The sequence below is a fragment of the Eleftheria terrae genome, from assembly GCF_030419005.1.
Classification (GTDB): domain Bacteria; phylum Pseudomonadota; class Gammaproteobacteria; order Burkholderiales; family Burkholderiaceae_C; genus Caldimonas; species Caldimonas terrae.
This window is the reverse complement of the sequence record NZ_CP106953.1, coordinates 594,030-615,796: the sequence shown is the minus strand read 5'-3', so window position 1 is coordinate 615,796 and position 21,767 is coordinate 594,030. Positions and strand designations below refer to the sequence as shown.

Genomic DNA, 21,767 nt, shown 5'->3' with positions numbered 1-21,767 from the left:
AAAGCCCAATTTCTTGGAGAGGCTATGAAGAAGAACAGCCTGTGCGGCGTCAATAAGCGCGCTCGGCTCACAAAGTCAAAAGGGCGGATTCACCGTTTGATGCCGCGTGCCAAGCACTTCATCATCGCGGGAACCTGCGTCTTCGGGACTGCAACTGTGTCGGCCCAAGGGGCCAACGGTTGGTATTTGGTCGCGCCCAACGCTTACTGGTACTCCACTTTGCCAGATCCTCCTTACGGTGCCGAGAAGAACGGCATCTGGGCGGCGCCAACACCTGCGGAAGTTTGCGCTGCGACGTTGGGAGGTTCGCCGCCCAAGCTAATTCCACAGAACTATCACCCCGTCGATTTTGCTTCTCCGGCGCCATTCAAGAAGCACAGAAATGAAGGGTACTCTTGCAATTTGTGGGATGGCAGTCAGTGGGCAGATGGCGGCACAACGTATGGCGCGACGTTCCGCGAGTACGTTTACTGTGGTCTTGCTGCGAAGTGGGTGATCTACCCTGGGCAGAACTACGAGCGTCATTTGCCGAAGGGCAATTGCATGCTCTACAAGGATGTCTATGCTTCGCCGCCAACGAGCTGCAAGCAAAATCCGGCGAAAGGCAACCCGATCTACCCGCTGACCGGCAGCAAGCGGGAAGTCGTTTCGTTGGGATTGCAAATCGGCAATCAAAGTGTCGCCCTGACGTATGACAGCGTGAGGGCACGGCTGGATCTGGTAGAGCGGTTCATTACGCCGCAGCCATGGGGAGGGCAAGCGGGCGCGCTCTGGTCATCCAATGTGCATCGAAGGCTGGCCTTCAGTCACAACCAGACCGCACTGGCCTTCCGCGGCAATGGAAAAACGGTCAGCTTCAACACGGAGCCAAGCCGTGGGTGGGTGGCGCCCAAGCCGCAGCGCGACAGTCTGACAACGAACGGCACTTCGGGATTTTTTTACCGGGACGACGACGAGCATTCGCTGGAGGTTTACGACCTGAACGGACGGATGCTCAAGTGGGTCTCCAGCACCGGAGTCGAATTGCTGCCGGTCTACAGTGATGCCAGCACGCCCGCGTCGGTCGCGCCAGGGCCGGGACACCTTGTCGAGCTCCGTGATTCTTTTGGGCGCACTCTCAGCTTTACGTACACCGTTCTGCCGAGCGGCAACGTGGGAATCGCAAGCGTCAAGGATACGGCGGGCCGGACGATAGCAAGCAGCTACGACACCCACGGCAACCTTGCGAGTCTGACTTGGCAAGACGGCCTGGTGCGACGGTTCATATACGACAGTCCTCATCCCGATCAGCAATGGGCCTTGACCGGCATCGTCGATGAGCACAACTCACGGTATGCGACTTTTCGGTACAACGCGGAAGGATGGGCGCAGAGCACTGAGCATCAGGGCGGGGTGGGTAAGTACGAGTCGTCCTATGCTTCGAGCCCGCGCCTGAGCGTACGTGAAGTCGTGGACTGGAGCCGCGAGATGGTGTGGCGTTATCACGAGTGGAGCACGCCTGCCGGTGTAAAGGTCGCGCAGCCGAATGGCGACACACAGGTCATCCACGTGGCGACCGTTCGTACTCCGATGGGGCCGGATGTGTACCAGTCTCCCGTCAGCGCTGGGGTGAATCAGGCGGCAAGTGCCGGCTGCGATGCAGCCACGAGCCACCTGGAGTTTGACGCTCAAGGCAATGTGGCGCAGAGCGACGACTTCAACGGGCAGCGCGTGTGTTATGCCTACGACCTCGGCCGCAACCTTGAGACCGCCCGTGTCGAGGGACTTCCAAACACCGCCGTCTGCAACACCTACACCGGACCCGGCGCGCAGCTCCCTGCTTCGGCACGTAAGGTGAGCACCCGGTGGCATGTCGAATGGTCGTTGCCGATCCAGGTTGCCGAACCACGGCGCTTGGTGACGACGGTCTACAACGGTCAGCAGGACCCGTTCAACGGCAATGCGATCGCCAACTGTGCGCCGGCAACCGCGAAGCTGCCAGACGGCAAGCCGATCGCAGTGGTGTGCAAACGGGTGGAGCAGGCGACGACGGACGAGGACGGCAGCAAGGGTTTTGCAGCGAGTTTTGTCCCCGGCGTGGCGGCGCGCCAGTGGAGCTACACGTACAACGAGTACGGCCAAGTGCTGAACGAAGACGGCCCGCGCACGGACGTGGCGGACGTGACCAAGTACGAGTACTACACCGACACCACCGCCGAGTGGACCCGAGGCGACCTGAAGCAGGTGACGGACGCCGCCGGCCAAGTGACCCGCTACACCAAGTACAACCCGCACGGCCAAGTGTTGACGATGGTGGACCCGAACAACGTCAGCACCGAGTACACCTACGACCTGCGGCAGCGGCTCAAGAGCGTGAGCACGGGCGGGCAGAGCACGAAGTACGACTACGAGCCCACCGGCCTGCTCAAGCAGGTGACGCAGCCTGACGGCAGCTACGTGCGCTACAGCTACGACGGTGCGCACCGGCTAACGGGCATCAGCGACGGGCTGGGCAATTCGGTGACGTACACGCTGAACAACGCCGGCGAGCGGGAGAAGGAAGAGGTGAAGGACCCGAGCGGAGCGCTGATGCGCAACATCAGCCGGGCCTATGACGCACTGGGCCGGCTGCAGAGCGTGACCGGCGCCGTGCACTGAGCCGCCAACAACCGAACGAACAAAACACCAATCCAATACCCCTCGGGGGAGGAAGCATGACACCACGATGCGAGAGCGGGCGCTGCTGGGGACAGCGCGCGCTGTTGGGCGCTCTGATGGCTGCGCAGGCGCTGCCTGCATTTACCCCAACACCACGACGCAGTACGAGTATGAGAAATCTAGGAGCGATTGGTAAATGAAAAGAAGCAAAATCTACGCAAAAGAGCGGCGATTTTTCGATGCGTCCTTCAAGGTACGGTCGCTATCCTGTGTATTTTCTATTCTTCTTGCTTCATCGGCTGGCGCAGGACAAGTATCTGCCTGTGGAAGATGCCCCTCGGCTACAGAATCGAAATACCCTGATTGCAGTCCGTGCACGGAAATTAAAGGCACCGTCGACGAGGCATGCGCAGCTCTCACCGGCTACTTGAAAACCCTAGTTCCAAAATGGACTTCTTATGGGGTGGCCTACGAGGGATTCTCCAGCCGTCCAACATGCAGACTCGATGGCACATACTACGACGAGGACCAGAAGCAGGAGAAAGCCGCCTCTATTTCACAAGGGAGCATTTTCGGTTGCGGGGACGGCTATCAGATGCATCTCCCAGATGGGATATGCCTTGATATAGTCGATATTTACCAAAACCCACCAAATGCCTGCGCCACTAATCCAGGCTTTGGGAAGCCTGCCTATCCGCTGACAGGGACAGAAAAGCACGTAGAATCTCTTGGGATAAGGCTGGGTGGGCAATACCTTGATGTGACATATAATAGCGCCAGAGCGCCATGGGTCTATGGTGGAAAATATATTTCACAGCCAGGTGAAAAACCTGTTCTTGGGCAACTCGGAACTCTTTGGTGGAGTAGCTTTCATAGGGAGGTTCGCACCGTCTCGGCGCGCAGCTATTTAATAGCAAGAGGGGATGGGAGGATTGTCAGCATTGAGTTTAATGCTGCAAAGACGCCGTCTTATTTTCCTGTTGAAAACGAAAATGATCGCTATATCAGTTTTTCGGAGGACGGAAAGTATTACAGGCTTTACACCGATCAAGCCCGGCGTGTTGGAGAAGTCTACAGTTCTGGAGCCAAGCAATTGCTAAAGATGGTGGCGGCATCCGGTGCCACACTTGAAGCTCGATATAGCGACGCTACTACGCCGGCGGACGTGGCACCGCCAGGAAAAATGGTTGAAGTTCGAGATGCATTCGGTCGGCGAGTATTATTTAAGTATCTTGTCCTTTCGACTGGAGATGCTGCAATCAAAGAAGTTGTCGATCCTGCCGGTTTAAGTATAAAGTTTGAATACGATGATCTTGGGAATATGAAAAAAATCGTTTACCAAGACGGAAGCGCTCGCCAGTTCATATATGACAGTCCCAATCCTTCGCAAGCTTGGGCATTGACAGGCGTGGTTGACGAGCGTGGCCGAAAGTTTGGCGCAATTTCGTATTCACCGGAGGGCTGGGTGTCGTCGGTAGCGCTTGGCTCCTCAAAGCCCTACCAGTTCAAATATAATAGGCCGCCTCGCCATTCTGTGCTTGAAGATGTCGATTTAACGCGAAGAATAGTACGTCGCTATCATGTATGGTCACCTCCGATTGAGGCCATGGTGGTTACGCCGGAAGGGGGCGAGTTCGGCATTGCTTCCACCGCCGTGATGGCGGGGCGTACTGAATCGGAAATGGGTTCCCCACTCGTTTCCGGATTGTCCCAGCCCGCCGGTTCAGGTTGTGCTGCTGCAACTAACAAATTGATTTTTGATGCCCGCGGCAACGTTACCCAGAAAGATGATTTTAATGGACGGAGGGAGTGCTACTCCTATGCGGCGGATCGGAGTGTTGAAGTCATTCGCGTCGAGGGGCTGGATAAGACAACTGATTGCAGCGATGTTCTCGGCGTGGCTGCTCTTCCTGCAAATAGTCGCAAGATCAGCACGCAATGGCACCCCGACTGGCAACTGTCGGTCAAGGTGGCAGAGCCACGGCGCATCGTGACGACGGTGTACAACGGCCGACCCGATCCCTTCAACAGCAACGCCATCTCCAGCTGCGCGCCGGCAACAGCCAAGCTGCCCGGCGGCAAGCCGATTGCGGTGGTGTGCAAGCGGGTGGAGCAAGCGACCACGGACGAGGACGGGAGCAAGGGCTTCGCAGCGACGCTGGCTCCCGGCGTGGCGGCGCGCCAGTGGAGCTACACGTACAACGAGTATGGCCAAGTGCTGAGCGAAGACGGCCCGCGCACCGACGTGGCCGACGTGACCAAGTACGAGTACTACACCGACACCACCGCCGAGTGGACCCGAGGCGACCTCAAGCAGGTGACGGACGCCGCCGGCCAGGTGACCCGCTACACCAGGTACAACCCGCACGGCCAAGTGTTGACGATGGTGGACCCGAACAACGTCAGCACCGAGTACACCTACGACCTGCGGCAGCGGCTCAAGAGCGTGAGCACGGGCGGGCAGAGCACGAAGTACGACTACGAGCCCACCGGCCTGCTCAAGCAGGTGACGCAGCCCGATGGCAGCTACGTGCGCTACAGCTACGACGACGCGCACCGGCTGACGGGCATCAGCGACGGGCTGGGCAACTCGGTGACGTACACGCTGAACAACGCCGGGGAGCGGGAGAAAGAAGAAGTGAAGGACCCGAGCGGGGCGCTGATGCGCAACATCAGCCGGGCCTATGACGCGCTGGGCCGACTGCAGAGCGTGACCGGCGCCGTGCACTGAACACCGGCGGCACAAGCAAACACAACATCAACACCCCGCACTGGGGGAGGATTCATGACACAAGCAGACAAGCGGGCGCGCCGCTGGGGGCAGCGCACGCTGCTGGGCGCGCTGATGGCGGCGCAGGCCGTGCCAGCCCTGGCGCAGCAGAGCACCACCACGCAGTACGAATACGACGCCGAAGGCAATCGCACCAAGATCACCGACCCGCGCCAGCAGGTCACCACGCAGAGCTACGACGAGCTGTACCGGCTGAAGCAGCAGACGCTGCCGGCGGCCAAGGCCGGCGAAGCCACACCGGTGATCCAGTACGGCTGGGACAAGCGCGACCAGCTCAGCAGCGTCACCGACGCGCGCAAGAACACCACCAGCTACGCTGTGGACGGCCTGGGCAACCCGGTGAGCCTGATCAGCCCCGACACCGGCACCACCAGCAGCAAGGTGGATGCAGCGGGCAACGTGATCGAGGTGAGCAACGCCCGCGGGCAGAAGATCAGCTACAGCTACGACGCGCTGAACCGGCTCACGCAGGCCAGCTACCCCGGTGGCGCCAAGACCGTGTACGGCTACGACGCCTTCGTCACCACCGTGGGGGCGGAGAACCACGGCCGGGGCCGGCTGACCAGCATTGCCGAGATCAATGCCGCTGGCCAACAAACCAGCCGGCTGGAGTTCGCCTACGACCCGCAGGGCCGGGCGCTGCGGCGCTGCCAGATCTGGGGCGCCGCAGCGAGCTGCACCCCCGCCGACACGCTGAGCTACCGCTGGGACAGCAGCAGCGGGCGGCTGCAGGGGCTGACCTACCCGTCGGGCCGCCGGGTGGACTACCAGTACGACAGCCAGGGCCGCATCAGCGCCATCACCACCACCGACCCCGGCAGCAGCACGGCCCAGGCGGTGGTGAGCAACGTGCAGTACCAGCCGGTGGATGCGGGCAGCTACGTGGTCAAGGGCTGGACCTACGGCAACGGCAGCACCGCGCCCGTGCAGAGCTACAGCCGCAGCTTCGACCTGGACGGACGCATCACCGGGTTCACGCTGGGACAAGGTGCGGCCGGTGTCACGCCCGAGCAGGCGCAGTACACGCTGAAGTACGACGCGGCCAGCCGCATCGAGGCGATCCAGAGCGGGCCGGCGGCGAGCCCGACCGTGGCCAGCTTCGGCTACGACAACCTGGACCGGCTGACGCAGGCGGTGATCGGCAGCACGACGTACAGCTACGAGTACGACCTCAACGGCAACCGCACGCGGCGCATCCTGAGCGGCGCGGGCAGCAGCGCCACGACGTACAGCTACCCGGCGACGAGCAACCGGCTGCAGAGCGTGCAGGTGGACAGCCAGGCGGCGCAGGCGATCACGACGGACGAGACGGGCAACATCACGACCGATCCCGCCAACCCGGTGGGGGCGGTGAACTACAGCTACACCACCGGAGAAGGGGTGGTGGTGACGGGGCGGCTGACGCACAGCTACGGGCCGATGGCGCGGCATGTGTACAGCCACAACGGGCTGGGGCAGCGCACGCGCAAGACGGGCTCCACCCTGACGGCCAATGGGACCACGTACAACCCGCCGAGTTATGTCGGGTCGAGTGAGACGTTCTTCCACTATGACCAAGGTGGGCAGCTCATTGCCGAGCGGGATCAGAACCAGTTGGTCAAGCGGGAGTACATCTGGCTGCAGGACACACCGGTGGCGGTGGTCACCGGGGCCACGCCGACCCAGCCCGTCCGCGCGAGTGGCACGCCGCTGAACGTGCCGCAGGTTCGCTTCATCCACCCGGACCACCTCGACACGCCGCGGCTGATCACCGACACGGCGGGCGCGAAGCGCTGGGAGTGGAGCATCATCGGAGAGCCCTTCGGCATCGGAGCGGCCAACGGCGCACCACAAGGCCAACCGACGGCACAGCGGCTGGATTTCCAGCTTCGTTTCCCGGGGCAGTACTTCGATCAGGAAACGGCTACGGCGTACAACTACTTTAGGACATACTTTTCTTACAGCGGGCGTTATCTGCAAAGTGACCCTGTTGGCCTCCTCGGAGGACCCAATTCCTATTCGTACGTCGATGGCAGTCCTTCCCGCAGGTCGGATCCTTTCGGGCTCCAAGCTAAAGACCCCGGGAAAGGAGCCGGTCCTTATCATCCTCCTCCTGGGATAGGCCTAAAATGCACCCGCGCAGACGACTGTCCACGCCTTAAAGAGAAGATTACTCTGCTGGAAAGAATGATTGAGTCTCATACAGGCTGGGATAGGCATAACGATCGACCAAAAGGCGGAAACCGGCACGCAGAAGAAATCGCTGATCTCTGGAATGCGATAGCAAAGTGCCAGGAATTTTGGCGTCAGAAAGACTGTGACAATTGCCAGCCAAAGGAAAGGACGTTTGGAGATTGGTTTAGGGAGACGTTTGGGAGGGGTGCGCCAGATCGTTATGATCCTAGGCTAGACAGGATGGTGCCAGCAGAGCCGTCAAACGGTCCCGGTTTTGCTTCTCCTCCCCCTCTATGGCAGTACGCCATACCTTGACGCGAGGATATATGCAAATGGATCTACTTGGCGACTTGATCGAAACCTTCGAGGGGAAGGGGTCTATTCCTCTGGCTAAGGTCCACGAGTGGTTGAATGCTGAAGACATCGAGGTATGTGGGGCCGCCTACGCATACTTCGAGCGACTTGACTGTGTTGAGCGGATCGAGCCGCGCCTTACGCACGACGAGTTTGATGTATTTGTGCTTCGCTACCTGCAGCGATGTATTGTTGAGGGTGGGCACCATGACTGGGCTCATTCCCGATATGAGGCGGCTTGGGCTCTTGCGTCCTGGTTCACTCTCACATTCTCGAAAGACGCTCGCAATGATCGCCTGAAAGAGCTTCGCCTGTGGCTGGAGAGAACTTACCTGGATCGTGCTGATCTCCGAAGCGTCATAATCAACGGCTTTCTCGAGCACGTCGTTTCTCACAGAGGGATGGCTGAATTCTTCAAAGGATGGCGGTGCAATACCGAGTTGGCTGCCGCATTGCGACGAGCCAAGGAATGGCAGGCTTCGAGCGGAAACTCCCCGCTGGGTTAATGGCGACCTTATGGTTGTCCATCCAAGGGCGAGCAGGCATCCAACCTGCCAGCGAGCGCTCGCAAGGTGAGCACGCAGTGGCATCCCGACTGGCAACTGGCAGTCAAGGTGACAGAGCCTAGGGTGTGTTTGATAGGCGAGCCGATCCCGCCTAGGGTGAACGGGCATAGGTGAGGATAGGAGGAACGGATGGCACATCATCGTCATGAACTGTCAGATGCTGAGTGCGCGGTGCTGGAGCCGCTGTTGCCACCGCGCAAGAGGCGGGGCGACCGTACGGGGAGCATCGCAGGATGCTTAATGCCATGCTGTTCCGGCTGAACACCGGTATTGGGTGGCGCGATCTGCCCGAGCGTTACGGCCCGTGGCAGACGGTGTATTCGCGCTCGCGGCGGTGGTGCCGTTGTGGATTGTGGGACCGGATGCTGCAGGCGCTGCAGAGCGAACTGGACGCGGCGGGCCGCATCCAGTGGTCGCTGTGGTGTGTAGACGGCTCCAACGTGCGCGCGCACAAAGCGGCGGCTGGCGGCCAAAAAAATGTCGCCCGGCGCGCGAACCAGCGGACCATGCACTGGGGAGTAGCCGCGGCGGCTGGGGTACCAAGCTTCATGTGGTGAGTGACGGCGCCGGGATACCGCTGGCCGTGAAGCTCAGCCCTGGGCAGGCCCATGAATCGCTGTACGCTGAGTCAGTGCTCGACTCCGTGCGCGTCTGTCGGCCCAGCGGCACAGTGCGGCAAAGGCCCGAGCGCGTGGCTGGAGACAAGGCCTACAGCCAGCGGCGTATTAGGCAATGGCTGCGGCAGCGACACATACGAGCGGTCATCCCTGAACGGAGTGATCAGCAACAGCGTCGCCGAGGCCGACCTCCTGACTTCGACCTTCAGCAATATCGCCGCCGTAACGTCATTGAGCGCTGCATCGGCTGGTTGAAGGAAGCACGTGCCGTTGCTACCCGCTTCGAGAAACTGGCCTTGCACTATCTCGGTGGCGTCAAGCTGGCCATGATCTGTGGGATTCGCAGACATCGTTTCACTTTTTTGGCTTGACGCCACCCCCTGCTTGGTCGCTCCGCTTTGAGCGGGCAGAGGGCAAGCCGGCAACGATCTGGTCGGTCTTCCAAGCGCTGTAGCAAAGGCGTTCCTTGGAGCAGTCGTATAGAGCAGCGACCTCTTCATGTAGGGGCGTCTTTGCTGCCAGTTCGCCAACCCGTTCAGCCGGTGTTCGGCCCTTCAGACTCCCATGCGAACGGCGCCAGTTGTACTCGAATTGCCATTCTTCGATCAGCTGGGCAATGCGTGGATCCTTGGGGTCACGGCGGCTCCAGAACTCCACCAGATCGGTCAACTGCGAGCGCTCGACCTTTCCGTTGAGGTGAGGTGAACGAGGCGGGATTGGACGGAACTTGATGAACTCGTCCGCAAGCCGTCGCTGTACCTTCTCAGCAAAGAACTCCAGCCCCCGGTCGGTCTGGATTCTCTGGATGGCGAAGGGCATCTCTTCCACGACTCGCTCAAGAAACGCTACTGTACTGGCCGCGTCACGCCTTCGGGATACGGCAAGGACTCTGAAGTGTCATAGCTACGACTTGATCTGACATTACCCTTGCCCGACAGGGCGTTCAAGGAAGTCAGATGACACAAGATCAGAAGATCATTCGCAACCAGATCGGGCTATTGAAGCTGGCGCAGACGCTGGGCAGCGTATCAGAAGCATGCAAGGTGCTGGGTTTCAGCCGAGACAGCTTCTACCGCTTCAAGGAACTGTACGAGACGGGCGGAGAAACGGCGCTCGCAGAGATCTCCCGCAAGAAGCCCAACCTGAAGAACCGGGCGGACCCCATCATCGAGCGAGCGGTGATCGACTTCGCGCTGGAGCAGCCGGCATACGGCCAGGTGCGCGTTGCCAACGAGTTGAGAAAGCGCGCCATCAGCGTATCGCCCGCCGGCGTGCGCACGATCTGGCTGCGCCATGACTTGCAGACCTTCCAACTGCGCCTGAAGGCGCTGTCGGCCAAGGTGGCGCAGGAGGGCGTGATTCTCACAGAGGATCAGGTCCGTGCGCTGGAGAAGGCCAAGCAGGAGAAGGAAGCGCACGGCGAGATCGAGACCGAGCACCCGGGCTACCTCGGCTCGCAGGACACCTACTACGTGGGCAATCTCAAAGGCGTAGGGCGCATCTACCAGCAGACCTTCATCGACACGTACAGCAAGCTCGCGTTCGTCAAACTCTACGACCGCAAGCATGCGATCACGGCGGCGGATATGCTCAACGACCGGGTGCTGCCGTTCTTCGAGGACCACGGGGTGCCGCTGCTGCGCATCCTGACCGACCGTGGCAGCGAGTACTGCGGCAACCGGGAGACGCACGAGTTCGCGCTGTATCTGGACCTGGAGAACATCGAGCACACGCGCACGCGCACGAAGAGGCCTCAGACCAACGGGATCTGCGAGCGCTTCCATCAGACCATCCAGAACGAGTTCTACGCCAGCGCCTTCCGGCGCAAGCTGTACAACTCGCTGGACGAACTGCAGGTGGACGTTGACGAGTGGATGCAGAGCTACAACGCCGAGCGGACGCACTCGGGCAAGTACTGCTACGGTAAAACGCCGCTGCAGACCTTTATCGAGAGTGCAACGCTGGCGTACGATAAACAGCTGGATCAGATCAAGCAGACACCTCACACCGATACGGCCGTCGCTTGACGGCTTGTCTGTCAGATCAAGTCTCGACTAGGACACTTGAGCCCGTCAGTGACGGCGATCAGGATGTCGCCCACCCCGCGGGTCTTCAGATCGTTGAAGACCTTGAGCCAGAACTTGGCGCCCTCGGTTCCCTCGATCCATAACCCCAGGATGTCGCGGCTGCCGTCGGGCAGCACCCCAAGCGCGAGGTAGATGGCCTTGTTGCGCACCACCGCATCCTCTCGGATCTTGACCCGTAGGGCGTCGAAAAACACCACCGGGTACATCGGCTCCAGCGGCCGGCTCTGCCAAGCGGTGACCTCTGACATGACGGCGTCGGTGACCGAGCTGATGAACTCCGGTGACACCTCGGTGCCGTATTGCTCAGCAAGGAACCCCTGGATCTCACGCACCGTCATGCCACGGGCGTACATTGCGACGATCTTGTCGTCAAAGCCGGTGAAGCGGCGCTCGTGCTTGGGGATCAGAACCGGCTCGAAGCTGCCTTCGCGGTCGCGCGGCACCTCGATGCGCAGCGGCCCATCCTCGGTCTGCACGGTCTTGGCGCTGGCGCCGTTGCGCTGGTTGCCGGCCTCTTCGGGCTTCGCAGCGCCAGGCGGGTAGCCCAAGTGGTGCGACAGCTCCGCGCCCAGCGCGCGCTCGATCAAAGCCTTCTTGAACGCCATTGAGGCGGCCTGAACCGCCTCGGCACTCATCGGGCCCTTGACGAACTGGTCCACGAGCTCCTTCGGGATCGTCGGCAGCGCCGCCGCCGGCGGCTTCTTCTTGCTTGGCATAGATGTTCCTCTTCGACATGCTATGCCTCAAACACAAAAATCCTGACAGGCTCCCTCAGCCTCGCTGAGCTTGGCGCTACGTCGTTGTCTGGGACCCATCGGTGCGTCTGTCGTGGTGGTGCGGCGGCGCCACTTCGCCACCGTCTTCTCGTTCAAGCCGTAGCGGGCGGCGAGTGCGCGAGTCGTTTCTTGCGACGCTTGCAACTCGGCTCGAACTCTCGGCGTTGTGCGGGCTGAACCGTGAAGGCTTGCTGCCACAGACAGTCCTCCTGTTGGGCCGTCAGAATTCCACCATGACTCTCCGGGACTGAACACCTAGGACACTTGATCTTGTGCGCTTGCGTGATGCGCTCCACCGGTGGCGGCCGCACGTCTCGCCGACCTCGCGCAGGTCGGCGAACACCCGCCGTGCGTCGTAGACGCCGTGGCTGCCGGTATAGGAGTGGCGGATCAGCTCCAACAGCCGCTGGTCCTCCTGCTCGCGTTGCGACAGCGGCTCATGCAGCCACGCATAGAACCCGGCCCGTGCCACCTTCAACACCCGGCACATCAACGTGACAGCGAATTCACGCCGATGCTCGACCATGAAGCGGTACTTCACTCAGGCTTCTTGGCAAAGTACCGCGCGGCTTTTTTTAGCAGGTCTCGCTCCTCCTCCAGCCGGCGCATCTGAGCTCGCAGGCGAAGGATCTCGCTCTTGGCCTCCAGAAATTCCTTGGACTGCTGCTCGTCCTTGCCCGGTGTCACGGCCTTCACCCACTTGTACAGGCTGTGCGCCGAGACCCCCAAACGGGCCGCCACGTCGGCCACCGAGTAGCCCGCTCCGTCACTTGCTTGACCGCCTCTTCCTAAAATTCCGGTGTAAACCTCGGTGTTCCCACTGTCTGCCTTCTATGTTCAAAGGATAGGTTGGGCTTGTCTAGCGAACCGAGAGCAGTCCATCTTGCGGCGATCCCCATACGACGGTCCCGCCGTCTGACGCGCTGGCAGCGGCAGCTCCAGCACCGCCCGCTCCACATCCCACAGTTCGTGCCAATGATGTGCGATCTCCGCGCTGCTGATCGTCACCCAGATCCCGCTGCTGCGCAGGCCACGACAGGCAGCCTCTTCAGCACACCCAGTCATTCAGAGATTAGATTGTCCGGCAAGCGAAAGGCTGCACCATCCGCGCCAAGGCCCGTACCCGCGGGCATTGCGACCCGTCGCTCTCAAGCTGACGCAGCGGCTCCCCCTTCATACCGACTTCGTCCCGCCCCACAACCGCGAATGACATGACACCTGATGCAGATCAAAGATGTTCGCTCGGCGTGTTGACATGAGGTCGGGGCATCGTGTTGGTCCCTGCCGCCCTGTCTCGCCGACCGCGGCCTCGTTGGCATTCAGCTTCTTCACAGGTTGAAGAGATCCATCGCCCACAAGCCGTGCCTTCGTGCGGCCAACAGCTTCGGTGCCATGGGCCGACTGTCCGTCTGTTCAGTCACCTCCCGGCACCAGTCGCGGCGACATGATGAAGCGGCGCAAGTAAAGCCGGCGCCTGACCCGCCATCGTCCATCGAGCCCCACGAGTGGCGGCCAGCGCCGCTTGGACACTTATTTCGCCTGTGAACCAACGGCATCTTCATCACCCGCGTGTCTCACTCCACAGCAGTGTTGAAGGTCAAAGATGACAAGAAAACAAGTGCGTGATGTCAGTGCTGTCAGGTGATAAGAGGCACAGGTTCAGATAGGCTGCATCCGTCATTGGTTCGAGACATCGCAGAGAGACTGAATGATCGGAGACCGGCATCGCCTGCATGCGCATTTCATGCGCGGCGTTGCCAGAGCTGGCGCAGTCGCGGAAGGGGCGCTCAGGCACGTGCCCGTGTCGTTCGTTCACTTCGACAGCCACTGCATCCACCGCACCCATCGGCATCACATCGACGATCTTCCACGCTGCCCACTTGGTGGCTGGTCCATCGTCGCGAGCGGCGACGCTCGACCGGTGTTCAATCACATGCGACATCTCGGCCGGCCTCCTGAGGATGGCGCCGATCTGATGACCACGGCGTCCGGCCCTCATGGACGCAGAGGCCGGCGCGATGCTCTCGGAGCGTGGTCAGGCGTGCTCCTGCCATTGCAGGAGGCAGCGCTGCCCCGCCTCGGACCTGCGTAAGGCCCGTCGTCCGCAATCTCGGAAGAAGCCATGTCGTCTGCCTTGTATCGCTACGCTCGCGGTCTCGCCTCGGTTCCTGTCATCGCAGCCTGTCAGTCAGCAGGGCTGTTCGATCTGTTGGAGCAGCACGGGCAGATGTCGGCAGCGCAACTGGCGCAGGCACTGCACGCGCGTCCCGGCCCGCTCGGCGCTGCCTTGCACCTGCTCGACTCCTTGGGATGGCTGCGACGTGTGGCTGGCACGGACGCCTACGCACCGACGGTCCAGGCGCGCCTGCGACACGAGATGCCGGCCGACTTGCCAGCGCTGCTCTCATTCGACGTGAATGCCTACCTGTCGGGCCAATGCGAGCCGCCGCACGGTGGTGCACGCTGGCTTCAGCTCAGCGCTCGCGGCTGGAACGTGTCCCACCCGGCGCTGGCCGACGATCTGGATGCCTGCCTGCTGCTGCCTTTGCTGTCGGCCCTGGCACCAGCCGGCCAGCTGGAGACGCCGCTGCTGCAAGGCGTGCCCGAGCCGGTGGCGAGCGAGCTGCGAGCGTGGCTGGCCAGCCGGCAATGGTGTGAAGGCGAGAAGGGCGTGTGCCGGCCGACGGCAAGCGGTCGCCGGCTGTTCGACCAACTCGGCAGTGCGTTCACCGCGCTGTCGTACCGCCCGCTGATGAGCCGCCTGCAGGCGGCGATCTTCGCACAGCCACCCGCCGCCGGGCCGCAGCCCGACTCGCCGGGCGAGGCCATCGACGATGCTTCTGGCTGGGCCGGCTACATCGAGAACGCAGCCGAACGCGCGCGCTACCTGGAGCAATTGCGTGAGATCGTGGTGGGGCTCTTCGATCGCCTGCCGGTCGAGGCACAGCCGGTCGGCATCGTGCACCTTGGCTGCCGCGACGGGGTCTTGCTCGAGATGCTGGCCGACCTGGTGGTGCACGAGTGCGGCAGGGGGCGGCTGCTTGCCCGCCATCCATTGCGCCTCATCGGGATCGGTCCCGATGCTGCGCCAGGGCACAGCACGCGGGCGGGGGTGGCCAGCCGCAACGCGGAGTTCATCCGTGACGCTGCGGATGACCCGACGCACGTCTTCGGCCTGCTGAAGCACCACGGCGTCACCGACACGCAGGCGATGTTGTACGTGCGCGCCCGCGAGCCGTTGCTGCCTTCCTTCTGCACGCCGAGGGTCCTCGGCGGCGCTGCCGCGCTGGCTGAGGCGCTCGGCGGCCAGGGCGGCCTGCCGACACTGGACGGTGGGCAACGCCACGATGCGGACCGCGCGGGTCGCTGGGCCGCGGGCATCGGGGCGGCGGCCTGGGTCGAGTTGAACGAGTACGCGTGGCAGGTCGACCCTGCAGGCGGCGCGGATGACGGCGAAGTTGCAACCTCCGAGGCCGGAGCGCCGCCTCCACATGCGCAGGCGCATGCGCTTGCCCATGCGCCTGCGCCGGTGCGCGACCTGATGACGCTGGCCGGTGCGGGGATGTTCCCGGGCGCTCAGGCGTTCCACAAGTACCCGCGTCGCCGCCCGGTCACGCTGGCCACCCTCGGCTTCTACGAGCGGCGCGCGTACACCGTCCGCTTTGCCCGGGTCGATGACCTGCCAGCGCTCAGCGCGCTGGAGGCGCAATGCTGGGCGCCAGGCATCCGCGCCGACGACGCCGCATTGCTCCAGCGGGTGACGCGCGACCCGCACGGCCAGTTGGTGCTCGCGGTCGACGGCATCGTGAAGGGCTGCATCTACTCGCAGCGGCTGCGTGCTGCCGAGCTGCTGGACGGCGAGACCTTCGAGACGGCGAGCCGGCTGCACAGCCCCGATGGGCCGATCGTTCAGCTGCTCGCCCTCAACATCGCCCCGGATGTCCAGGATCAGCAGTTCGGCGACCAGCTGCTGGAGTTCATGCTGCAGCGCTGCTCGCTGCTGGAGGGTGTGCACAGCGTGGTCGGCGTCACTCGCTGCCGGGACCGCGCGCGGCATGCGCACCTACCGCTGGCCGACTACATCGCAATGCGCAACGAGCGTGGAGAACTGGTTGATCCGGTGCTGCGGCTGCACGAGCGACACGGCGCCGCGATACGCAAACTGATGGCCGGGTACCGTCCGATGGACGATGTGAACGACGGCCACGGCGTGTTGGTGCATTACGACCTGGCACGCCGGACGCCGGCGGCAGCGCTCGGCGCTGGCGAGCGCGCACCGGTGTCGGCGGGTGCCGCGCCGCCGCTGGCGCTCGACGCCGAGACCTGGGTCTGCACGCGATTGCGTTCGCGGCTGCAACTCGACGACAACGCCGAACTCGACCGCGATCGACCCCTGATGGAGATGGGGCTGGACTCGGCCGACCTGCTCGACCTGGCGGCCGACATCGGCAGCGCGTTCAAGCTGTCGCTGACGGCCCTGTTCTTCTTCGAGAACAACACCTGCCGCAAGATCATCGCGGCGCTGCAGGTGCGTTGCCAGCCCCTGCAGGCCGAGACACACGCTGCCTCCCCCTCGGCGGCGCCTGGCGCGCCCGCACCGCACGAGGCGCGTCTGGCGAGCCCGCAGCCACCAGCCTCGTCCTCCTCCCCGCAGCCGCGAGCCGGCGACATTGCGATCGTCGGGGCCGCCTGCCGCCTGCCGGGGGATGTCGACAGCCTCGAGCAGTTCTGGCGCTTGCTGGTGCAGGGAGAAGAGGTGGTCGGCCAACTGCCCGCCGACCGGTGGCAATGGCCGGCGGACATCGACCTGGAAGGGCAGCACCGCGGTATCGACCGCGGCGCCTTCCTGAGCGACGTCGGCCGCTTCGATGCCGCGTTCTTCCGGATCTCGGCCCATGAAGCCGCGTTGATGGACCCACAGCAGCGCATCCTGCTGGAGCTGGCCTGGCAGTGCCTCGAGGACGCCGGCCATGCGCCGGCCGCGCTGGCCGGTTCCGACACCGCGGTTTACGTCGGTGCGAGCGGTTCGGACTACCGGCTGCTGGTGGATCGCGTCGGCGCCGCGGTCGAAGGCCATTCGGGGCTGGGCACCTCCATGTCGATCCTGGCCAACCGCATCTCCTATTTCTTCGACTTTCGCGGGCCCAGCCTGCAGATCGACACCGCGTGTTCGAGTTCCCTCGTCGCAGTGCACGAGGCGGTGCAGTCGCTGCGCGCCGGGCGCTGCAGCCAGGCCTTGGTCGCCGGTATCCACTTGATGTGCGACTTGTCCACCACGCTCGCGTACTACCGCGCCGGCATGCTCTCGCGTGACGGCCGCTGCCGCAGCTTCGACGCGTCCGCCAACGGCTACGTTCGCGCCGAGGGAGCGGTGGTGCTGCTGCTCAAGCCGCATGAGCAGGCACTGCGTGACCGCGACCACGTCTATGCGGTGCTCAAGGGCAGTGCGGTCAACCATGGCGGGCAAACGGGTGGTCTGACGGTGCCCAGCCCCGGCGCCCAGGCCCGCCTCGTCCTGGAGGCCTGCCGGGATGCCGGCGTGCCGGTGCGCTCGCTCGGCTATGTCGAAGCACATGGCACCGGCACGCCGCTGGGCGACCCGATCGAGGTGGCCGGGCTGGCCGGTGCCTTCGAGCAGGACGGGCCGGCGCCGGGGCTTGCCAACGCCCGCTGCGGGCTTGGATCGCTCAAGACCAATGTGGGTCACCTGGAGGCGGCCGCCGGCATCGCGGGCCTGCTCAAGCTGATGCTGTGCCTGCAACACCGCTGGTTGCCTGCCAGCCTGCACTTCGAGCGACTCAATCCGCAGATCACGCTCGCGGGCACCCCGTTCCATGTGGTGGATGCGGCCGGCCCGTGGGCTGCTGCCGGGGCACAGCCGCTGCGCGCGGGGGTCAGCAGTTTCGGGTCGGGGGGCACGAACGCGCATGTGGTCCTTGAGGAACATCGCGCCGCGCCGGCGGCCGAAGCGCAGCGGCCCCAGCCCTCGCCGTCGCGCCCGGCGCTGATCGTCCTGTCGGCGCGCAGCGCGGAGCGGCTGCGGACGCTCGCGGCATCGCTGCGGACGCACTGGCGCGGCCAGCCTCCTGCGCAGGGGGCGCTCGCCGACATCGCCTACACCCTGCAGGTCGGTCGCGCCCAGCTCGAACACCGGCTCGCCTTCACCGCGGCATCACCTGTGGAGCTGCAGGCGAAGCTCGATGCCTACCTCGACGCCGGGTCCCCGCACGAGGCGGGCGGCCTGGCCGTGGGCGAGGTGAAGAAGGGCAGCGACAAGGGCAGCGACCCGCTGTCGGCGCTGGGCGAGGACGACGACGTCCTGCAGCTGTTGAATGCCTGGATCGAGAAAGGCAAGTGCCAGAAGCTGCTCGCACTGTGGGCAGCCGGGCTCGATCTCGACTGGCCCCGCCTGTATCGCGACGGCGGCGCCTATGCCGCACTGACGCCTGCGCGGGTCAGCCTGCCGACCTACCCCTTCGAGCGCACCCGGCACTGGGTGGCCAGCCCGGCGGCGCCGGCCAGACCGGCCGCAAGCGTGCCGGGCGCGGCGGCCGGCCCGGCGTCCACCGGGGTGGCGGCGTCGCGCCAGGCGCAGGACATGATGGAGGCGCCGGCCTTCTTCGTTCCGGCCTGGGAGGCTTGTGCAGCGGCCACCGGCGACGCGCCCCCCGCGCATGAGCGTGTCGTCGTGATCACCGCGAGCGCGCAACAGCAACCGATGGCGCTGGCCATCCGGCACCCGCTCATGCACGTCGTCGGCTGCGACGAGCACGACAGCGTCGACCAGCTGGCCCAGCGCCTGCATCTGTGGGATGACATCCGCCACGTCGTGTGGGTCGCACCGCCTCACACCGGCACCTCGCTCCTGGACGACGAGGTGGTCGCGCAGCAGCAGCGCGGCGTGGTCCACTGCTTCCGCCTGGTGAAGGCGCTGCTGCAGCTCGGCTATGCACGCAAGCCACTCGGCTGGACCTTCGTGACCCGCCAAAGCCAGGCAGTGCTTCCCCATGAGCCGATCGATCCCACACACGCCACCGTGCACGGCTGGGCCGGGGCGATGGCCAAGGAACAGCCGCAATGGCAGGTGCGCTCGGTCGACCTGCCGTTGCAGCACGACGAGCCGCTGGCGGAGATGCTGCGGCTGCCGGCCGCCGAGGGCGGCAGCGCCTACGCCTACCGTGACGGGGAATGGTATCGGCAGGCGCTGGTGCCGTGCGAGGTGCCGGTTTCCGCGGCGCCCCCGGCATACCGCAGGCAGGGCGTGTACGTCGTGATCGGCGGCGCAGGAGGCCTTGGCGAGGTGTTCAGCCGCTTCCTCATCGAGCGGCACCAGGCGCAGCTGATCTGGATCGGGCGCCGCCCGCCCGACGCGCAGCTGCAGCACAAGATCGACCAGTTGGGCGCGCTCGGGCCCGCGCCGGTCTACCTGCAGGCCGATGCCACCGACCGGGCGGCGCTGGGGGCGGCCTATCGTCACATCAAGGCGCAGTTCGGCGCCATCCACGGGCTGGTGCACGCAGCGATCACGCTGCGAGACAAGAGCGTGGCGCAGATGGAGGAGGCACAGCTGCGCGAGGGCCTGTCCGCCAAGGTGGATGTCTGTGTGCGGCTCGCGCAGGTGTTCGCGCCGGAGCCGCTCGACTTCGTGCTGTTCTTCTCGTCGATGCAGGGCTTGTTCAAGCCGGCCGGGCAGAGCAACTACGCGGCGGGATGCACCTTCAAGGATGCCTATGCCCATGCGCTGGGCCAGGTGTGGTCGTGCCCGGTGAAGGTGATGAACTGGGGCTACTGGGGCAGTGTCGGCATCGTCGCCTCCGACGCCTACCGTGCCCGGATGGCGCGCCAGGGCATCGGCTCGATCGAACCGGATGCCGGCATGCAGGCGCTCGACACGCTGTTGCGCGGCCCGCTGGACCGCCTGGCCTTCCTGCGCATCGACCGCCACTCGCCGTTGGCGTCGATGGTTGATGCAGACCGGTGGGTCCGGCTGCCGGCCAGGGCCGCCCAGACCGGCACAGCGGCGGCCCCTGCCGGACCGGCCACGGTGATGGCGCTGCCCCCCGGCTTGGCCGCGGCGGCGGACGAAATCGCCGGGAGCCCGGCGGTCTCCGCGCCACTGCTGGCCCGATGGCTGTTCGTCCAGCTGCGCAAGGCCGGGCTGCCGGTGCGCGAGGACGGCCAGGTGGACCAGGCGCAGGTGGCTGCGTGGCAGCACGCCGTCGACCTGCCGCCGCTGTACGGCCGGTGGCTGCAGCATGGCCTGCGCATTGCGCGCGCACAGTTGGCAGAGGGGCAAGCCGCAGGGCCGGCCGTTGGGCCGCTCGACGAGGCAGCGCTGCGGCGGCTGTGGGCGGCGCACAAGGCTGAGCTGTCCGCACATCGCGGCATGCAGGCACAGGCGGAGCTGGCCGAGGCGGCGCTGCAGGCCTTGCCCGACATCCTGGCCGGGCGGCGGGCCGCCACCGACGTGCTGTTCCCGCGCGGTTCTCTCGAGCTGGTGGGCGCGGTCTACCAGGGCAACCCGGCCTCCGATTTCTACAACGATGTGCTGGCCGGCCTGCTGGCCGGCCAGGTCCAGGAGCGTGTGCGGCACGATCCGGCCGCGCGCGTGCGCATCCTGGAGATCGGTGCAGGGACCGGCGCCACCACCGCGCGCGTGCTGCGCCAGCTGGAGCCGCTGCGTGATCACATCGGCGAGTACTGCTACACCGACATCTCCAAGGTCTTCTTGATGGACGCCCGGCAGCGGTATGCCGCAGGGCCGGGCTACCTGACATTCAAGCTGTTCAATGTCGAGCAGCCGCTGCGCGAGCAGGAGATCGAGGTGGGCGCCTACGACATCGTGGTGGCCTGCAACGTGCTTCATGCCACACGCAACATCCGCCGCACCTTGCGAAACGCCAAGGCCTGCCTGCGACGGCAGGGGCTGCTGTTGCTCAACGAACTGTCGAGCATCAGCCTGTTGCACCACCTGACCTTCGGCCTGCTCGACGGCTGGTGGCGCTACGAGGACGAGCGGGTGCGCATCGCCGGCTCGCCGGCCTTGCCGCCCGCCATGTGGCGGCGCGTGCTGGAGGCAGAAGGCTTCCTGCACATCGGCTTCCCGGCGTCGGGCGCGCACGAACACGGCCAGCAGATCGTCGTTGCGACGAGCGACGGGTGGGTGCGGCAGCCCGCCGCGCTGCGGGTGGACCCCGTCGCACCCCTTGCCGGCACGCAGCCCCAGGCGGCACCGGCCGCTGCCACGGCGGGCCCGGCCGCTCGCCTGGCGGCCGCATCGTCCGGCGGGTCGGTGTCGGCCTTGGCACCGCAGGGCGTGCGAGAACGGGTGATGCAGCGCATCTCCCCGGTCATCGGTATCCCGGCGGACGAGATCGACGCGGACGTCGACTTCAACGAGTACGGGGTGGATTCGATCCTCGCCATGAAGCTGCTGCACGAGCTGGAACAGGAGTTCGGGGTCTCGCTCCCGAACAGCACCCTGATCGATCACCGGACGATTGCGCAGCTGTCGGCCGCCCTGCTCAAGGCGGCCGCCGAGACGCGGGCTGCCGGGGCTCCCGGGGCCGGCGAGGTGCGGCCGCCCGGCGGTGCCACCGCTGCAGGTGCCGCCCTCGGCGGCATGACCGAGGCCGATGCCAGGGCCGATGCAGCGAGGCCTGCGAGCCCCGTGCCACCTCCCTCGCGCCGGATCACCGAGGTGCTGGAGCAGTTCCGGGACGGGGACATCGAGCTGGACCAGCTCGACACGATGTTGGCTGGCTGGACCGAGTAGGGAGTGTGCG

7 protein-coding genes and 5 pseudogenes are annotated in these 21,767 nt (G+C 64.5%); 7 read left to right on the top strand and 5 right to left on the bottom strand.

The window, feature by feature from the left end:
* Positions 1-24: 24 nt before the first annotated feature.
* The 5 genes and pseudogenes from N7L95_RS29225 to N7L95_RS29205 all read left to right on the top strand — a co-directional run bounded on the left by N7L95_RS29225 (position 25) and on the right by N7L95_RS29205 (position 9,490).
* Positions 25-2,637 (top strand): RHS repeat domain-containing protein, encoded by a 2,613-nt coding sequence (locus N7L95_RS29225; protein WP_301261113.1) that lies wholly within the window; start codon positions 25-27, stop codon positions 2,635-2,637.
* A gap of 196 nt (positions 2,638-2,833) precedes the next feature.
* Positions 2,834-5,368 (top strand): RHS repeat domain-containing protein, encoded by a 2,535-nt coding sequence (locus N7L95_RS29220; protein ID WP_301261112.1) that lies wholly within the window; start codon positions 2,834-2,836, stop codon positions 5,366-5,368.
* Between the two features lie 54 nt (positions 5,369-5,422).
* A complete protein-coding gene (locus tag N7L95_RS29215; RefSeq protein WP_301261111.1) occupies positions 5,423-7,897 on the top strand; it encodes an RHS repeat-associated core domain-containing protein in 2,475 nt (824 codons plus the stop codon).
* A 17-nt stretch (positions 7,898-7,914) separates the two neighbouring features.
* Complete coding sequence (locus N7L95_RS29210) at positions 7,915-8,442, top strand: hypothetical protein (protein ID WP_301261110.1); 528 nt, start codon at positions 7,915-7,917, stop codon at positions 8,440-8,442.
* A gap of 189 nt (positions 8,443-8,631) precedes the next feature.
* A pseudogene (locus tag N7L95_RS29205) lies at positions 8,632-9,490 on the top strand (IS5 family transposase).
* Between the two features lie 52 nt (positions 9,491-9,542).
* Here the strand turns inward: N7L95_RS29205 and N7L95_RS29200 are convergent.
* Positions 9,543-10,013 (bottom strand): annotated as a pseudogene (locus tag N7L95_RS29200) (integrase core domain-containing protein); the annotation flags it as partial.
* Between the two features lie 62 nt (positions 10,014-10,075).
* Here N7L95_RS29200 and N7L95_RS29195 point away from each other — a divergent pair.
* On the top strand, positions 10,076-11,146 hold the full coding sequence (locus N7L95_RS29195) for an IS481 family transposase (RefSeq protein WP_301261109.1): 1,071 nt from the start codon (positions 10,076-10,078) through the stop codon (positions 11,144-11,146).
* A 35-nt stretch (positions 11,147-11,181) separates the two neighbouring features.
* On the opposite strand, the pseudogene N7L95_RS29190 reads toward N7L95_RS29195, so the two are convergent.
* The 4 genes and pseudogenes from N7L95_RS29190 to N7L95_RS29175 form a co-directional block, all read right to left on the bottom strand.
* A pseudogene (locus N7L95_RS29190) lies at positions 11,182-11,922 on the bottom strand (IS256 family transposase); the annotation flags it as partial.
* A gap of 48 nt (positions 11,923-11,970) precedes the next feature.
* Positions 11,971-12,180: pseudogene (locus N7L95_RS29185) on the bottom strand (IS481 family transposase); the annotation flags it as partial.
* A gap of 56 nt (positions 12,181-12,236) precedes the next feature.
* A pseudogene (locus tag N7L95_RS29180) lies at positions 12,237-12,752 on the bottom strand (transposase); the annotation flags it as partial.
* Between the two features lie 827 nt (positions 12,753-13,579).
* Positions 13,580-13,924 carry a hypothetical protein gene (locus N7L95_RS29175; RefSeq protein ID WP_301261108.1) on the bottom strand — a complete coding sequence of 115 codons (345 nt, stop codon included), beginning with the start codon at positions 13,922-13,924 and terminating at the stop codon, positions 13,580-13,582.
* 180 nt (positions 13,925-14,104) lie between these two features.
* Here N7L95_RS29175 and N7L95_RS29170 point away from each other — a divergent pair, with 180 nt between their 5' ends.
* On the top strand, positions 14,105-21,757 hold the full coding sequence (locus tag N7L95_RS29170) for an SDR family NAD(P)-dependent oxidoreductase (RefSeq protein WP_435870132.1): 7,653 nt from the start codon (positions 14,105-14,107) through the stop codon (positions 21,755-21,757).
* Positions 21,758-21,767: the final 10 nt, after the last annotated feature.

Excerpts from the sequence above, each read along its gene's own strand:
- N7L95_RS29225 (WP_301261113.1), top strand. The coding sequence starts at position 25 with ATGAAGAAGAACAGCCTGTGCGGCGTCAATAAGCGCGCTCGGCTCACA.
- N7L95_RS29195 (WP_301261109.1), top strand. The coding sequence starts at position 10,076 with ATGACACAAGATCAGAAGATCATTCGCAACCAGATCGGGCTATTGAAG.
- N7L95_RS29215 (WP_301261111.1), top strand. The coding sequence starts at position 5,423 with ATGACACAAGCAGACAAGCGGGCGCGCCGCTGGGGGCAGCGCACGCTG.
- N7L95_RS29175 (WP_301261108.1), bottom strand. The coding sequence starts at position 13,924 with ATGTCGCATGTGATTGAACACCGGTCGAGCGTCGCCGCTCGCGACGAT.
- N7L95_RS29220 (WP_301261112.1), top strand. The coding sequence starts at position 2,834 with ATGAAAAGAAGCAAAATCTACGCAAAAGAGCGGCGATTTTTCGATGCG.
- N7L95_RS29170 (WP_435870132.1), top strand. The coding sequence starts at position 14,105 with ATGTCGTCTGCCTTGTATCGCTACGCTCGCGGTCTCGCCTCGGTTCCT.
- N7L95_RS29210 (WP_301261110.1), top strand. The coding sequence starts at position 7,915 with ATGGATCTACTTGGCGACTTGATCGAAACCTTCGAGGGGAAGGGGTCT.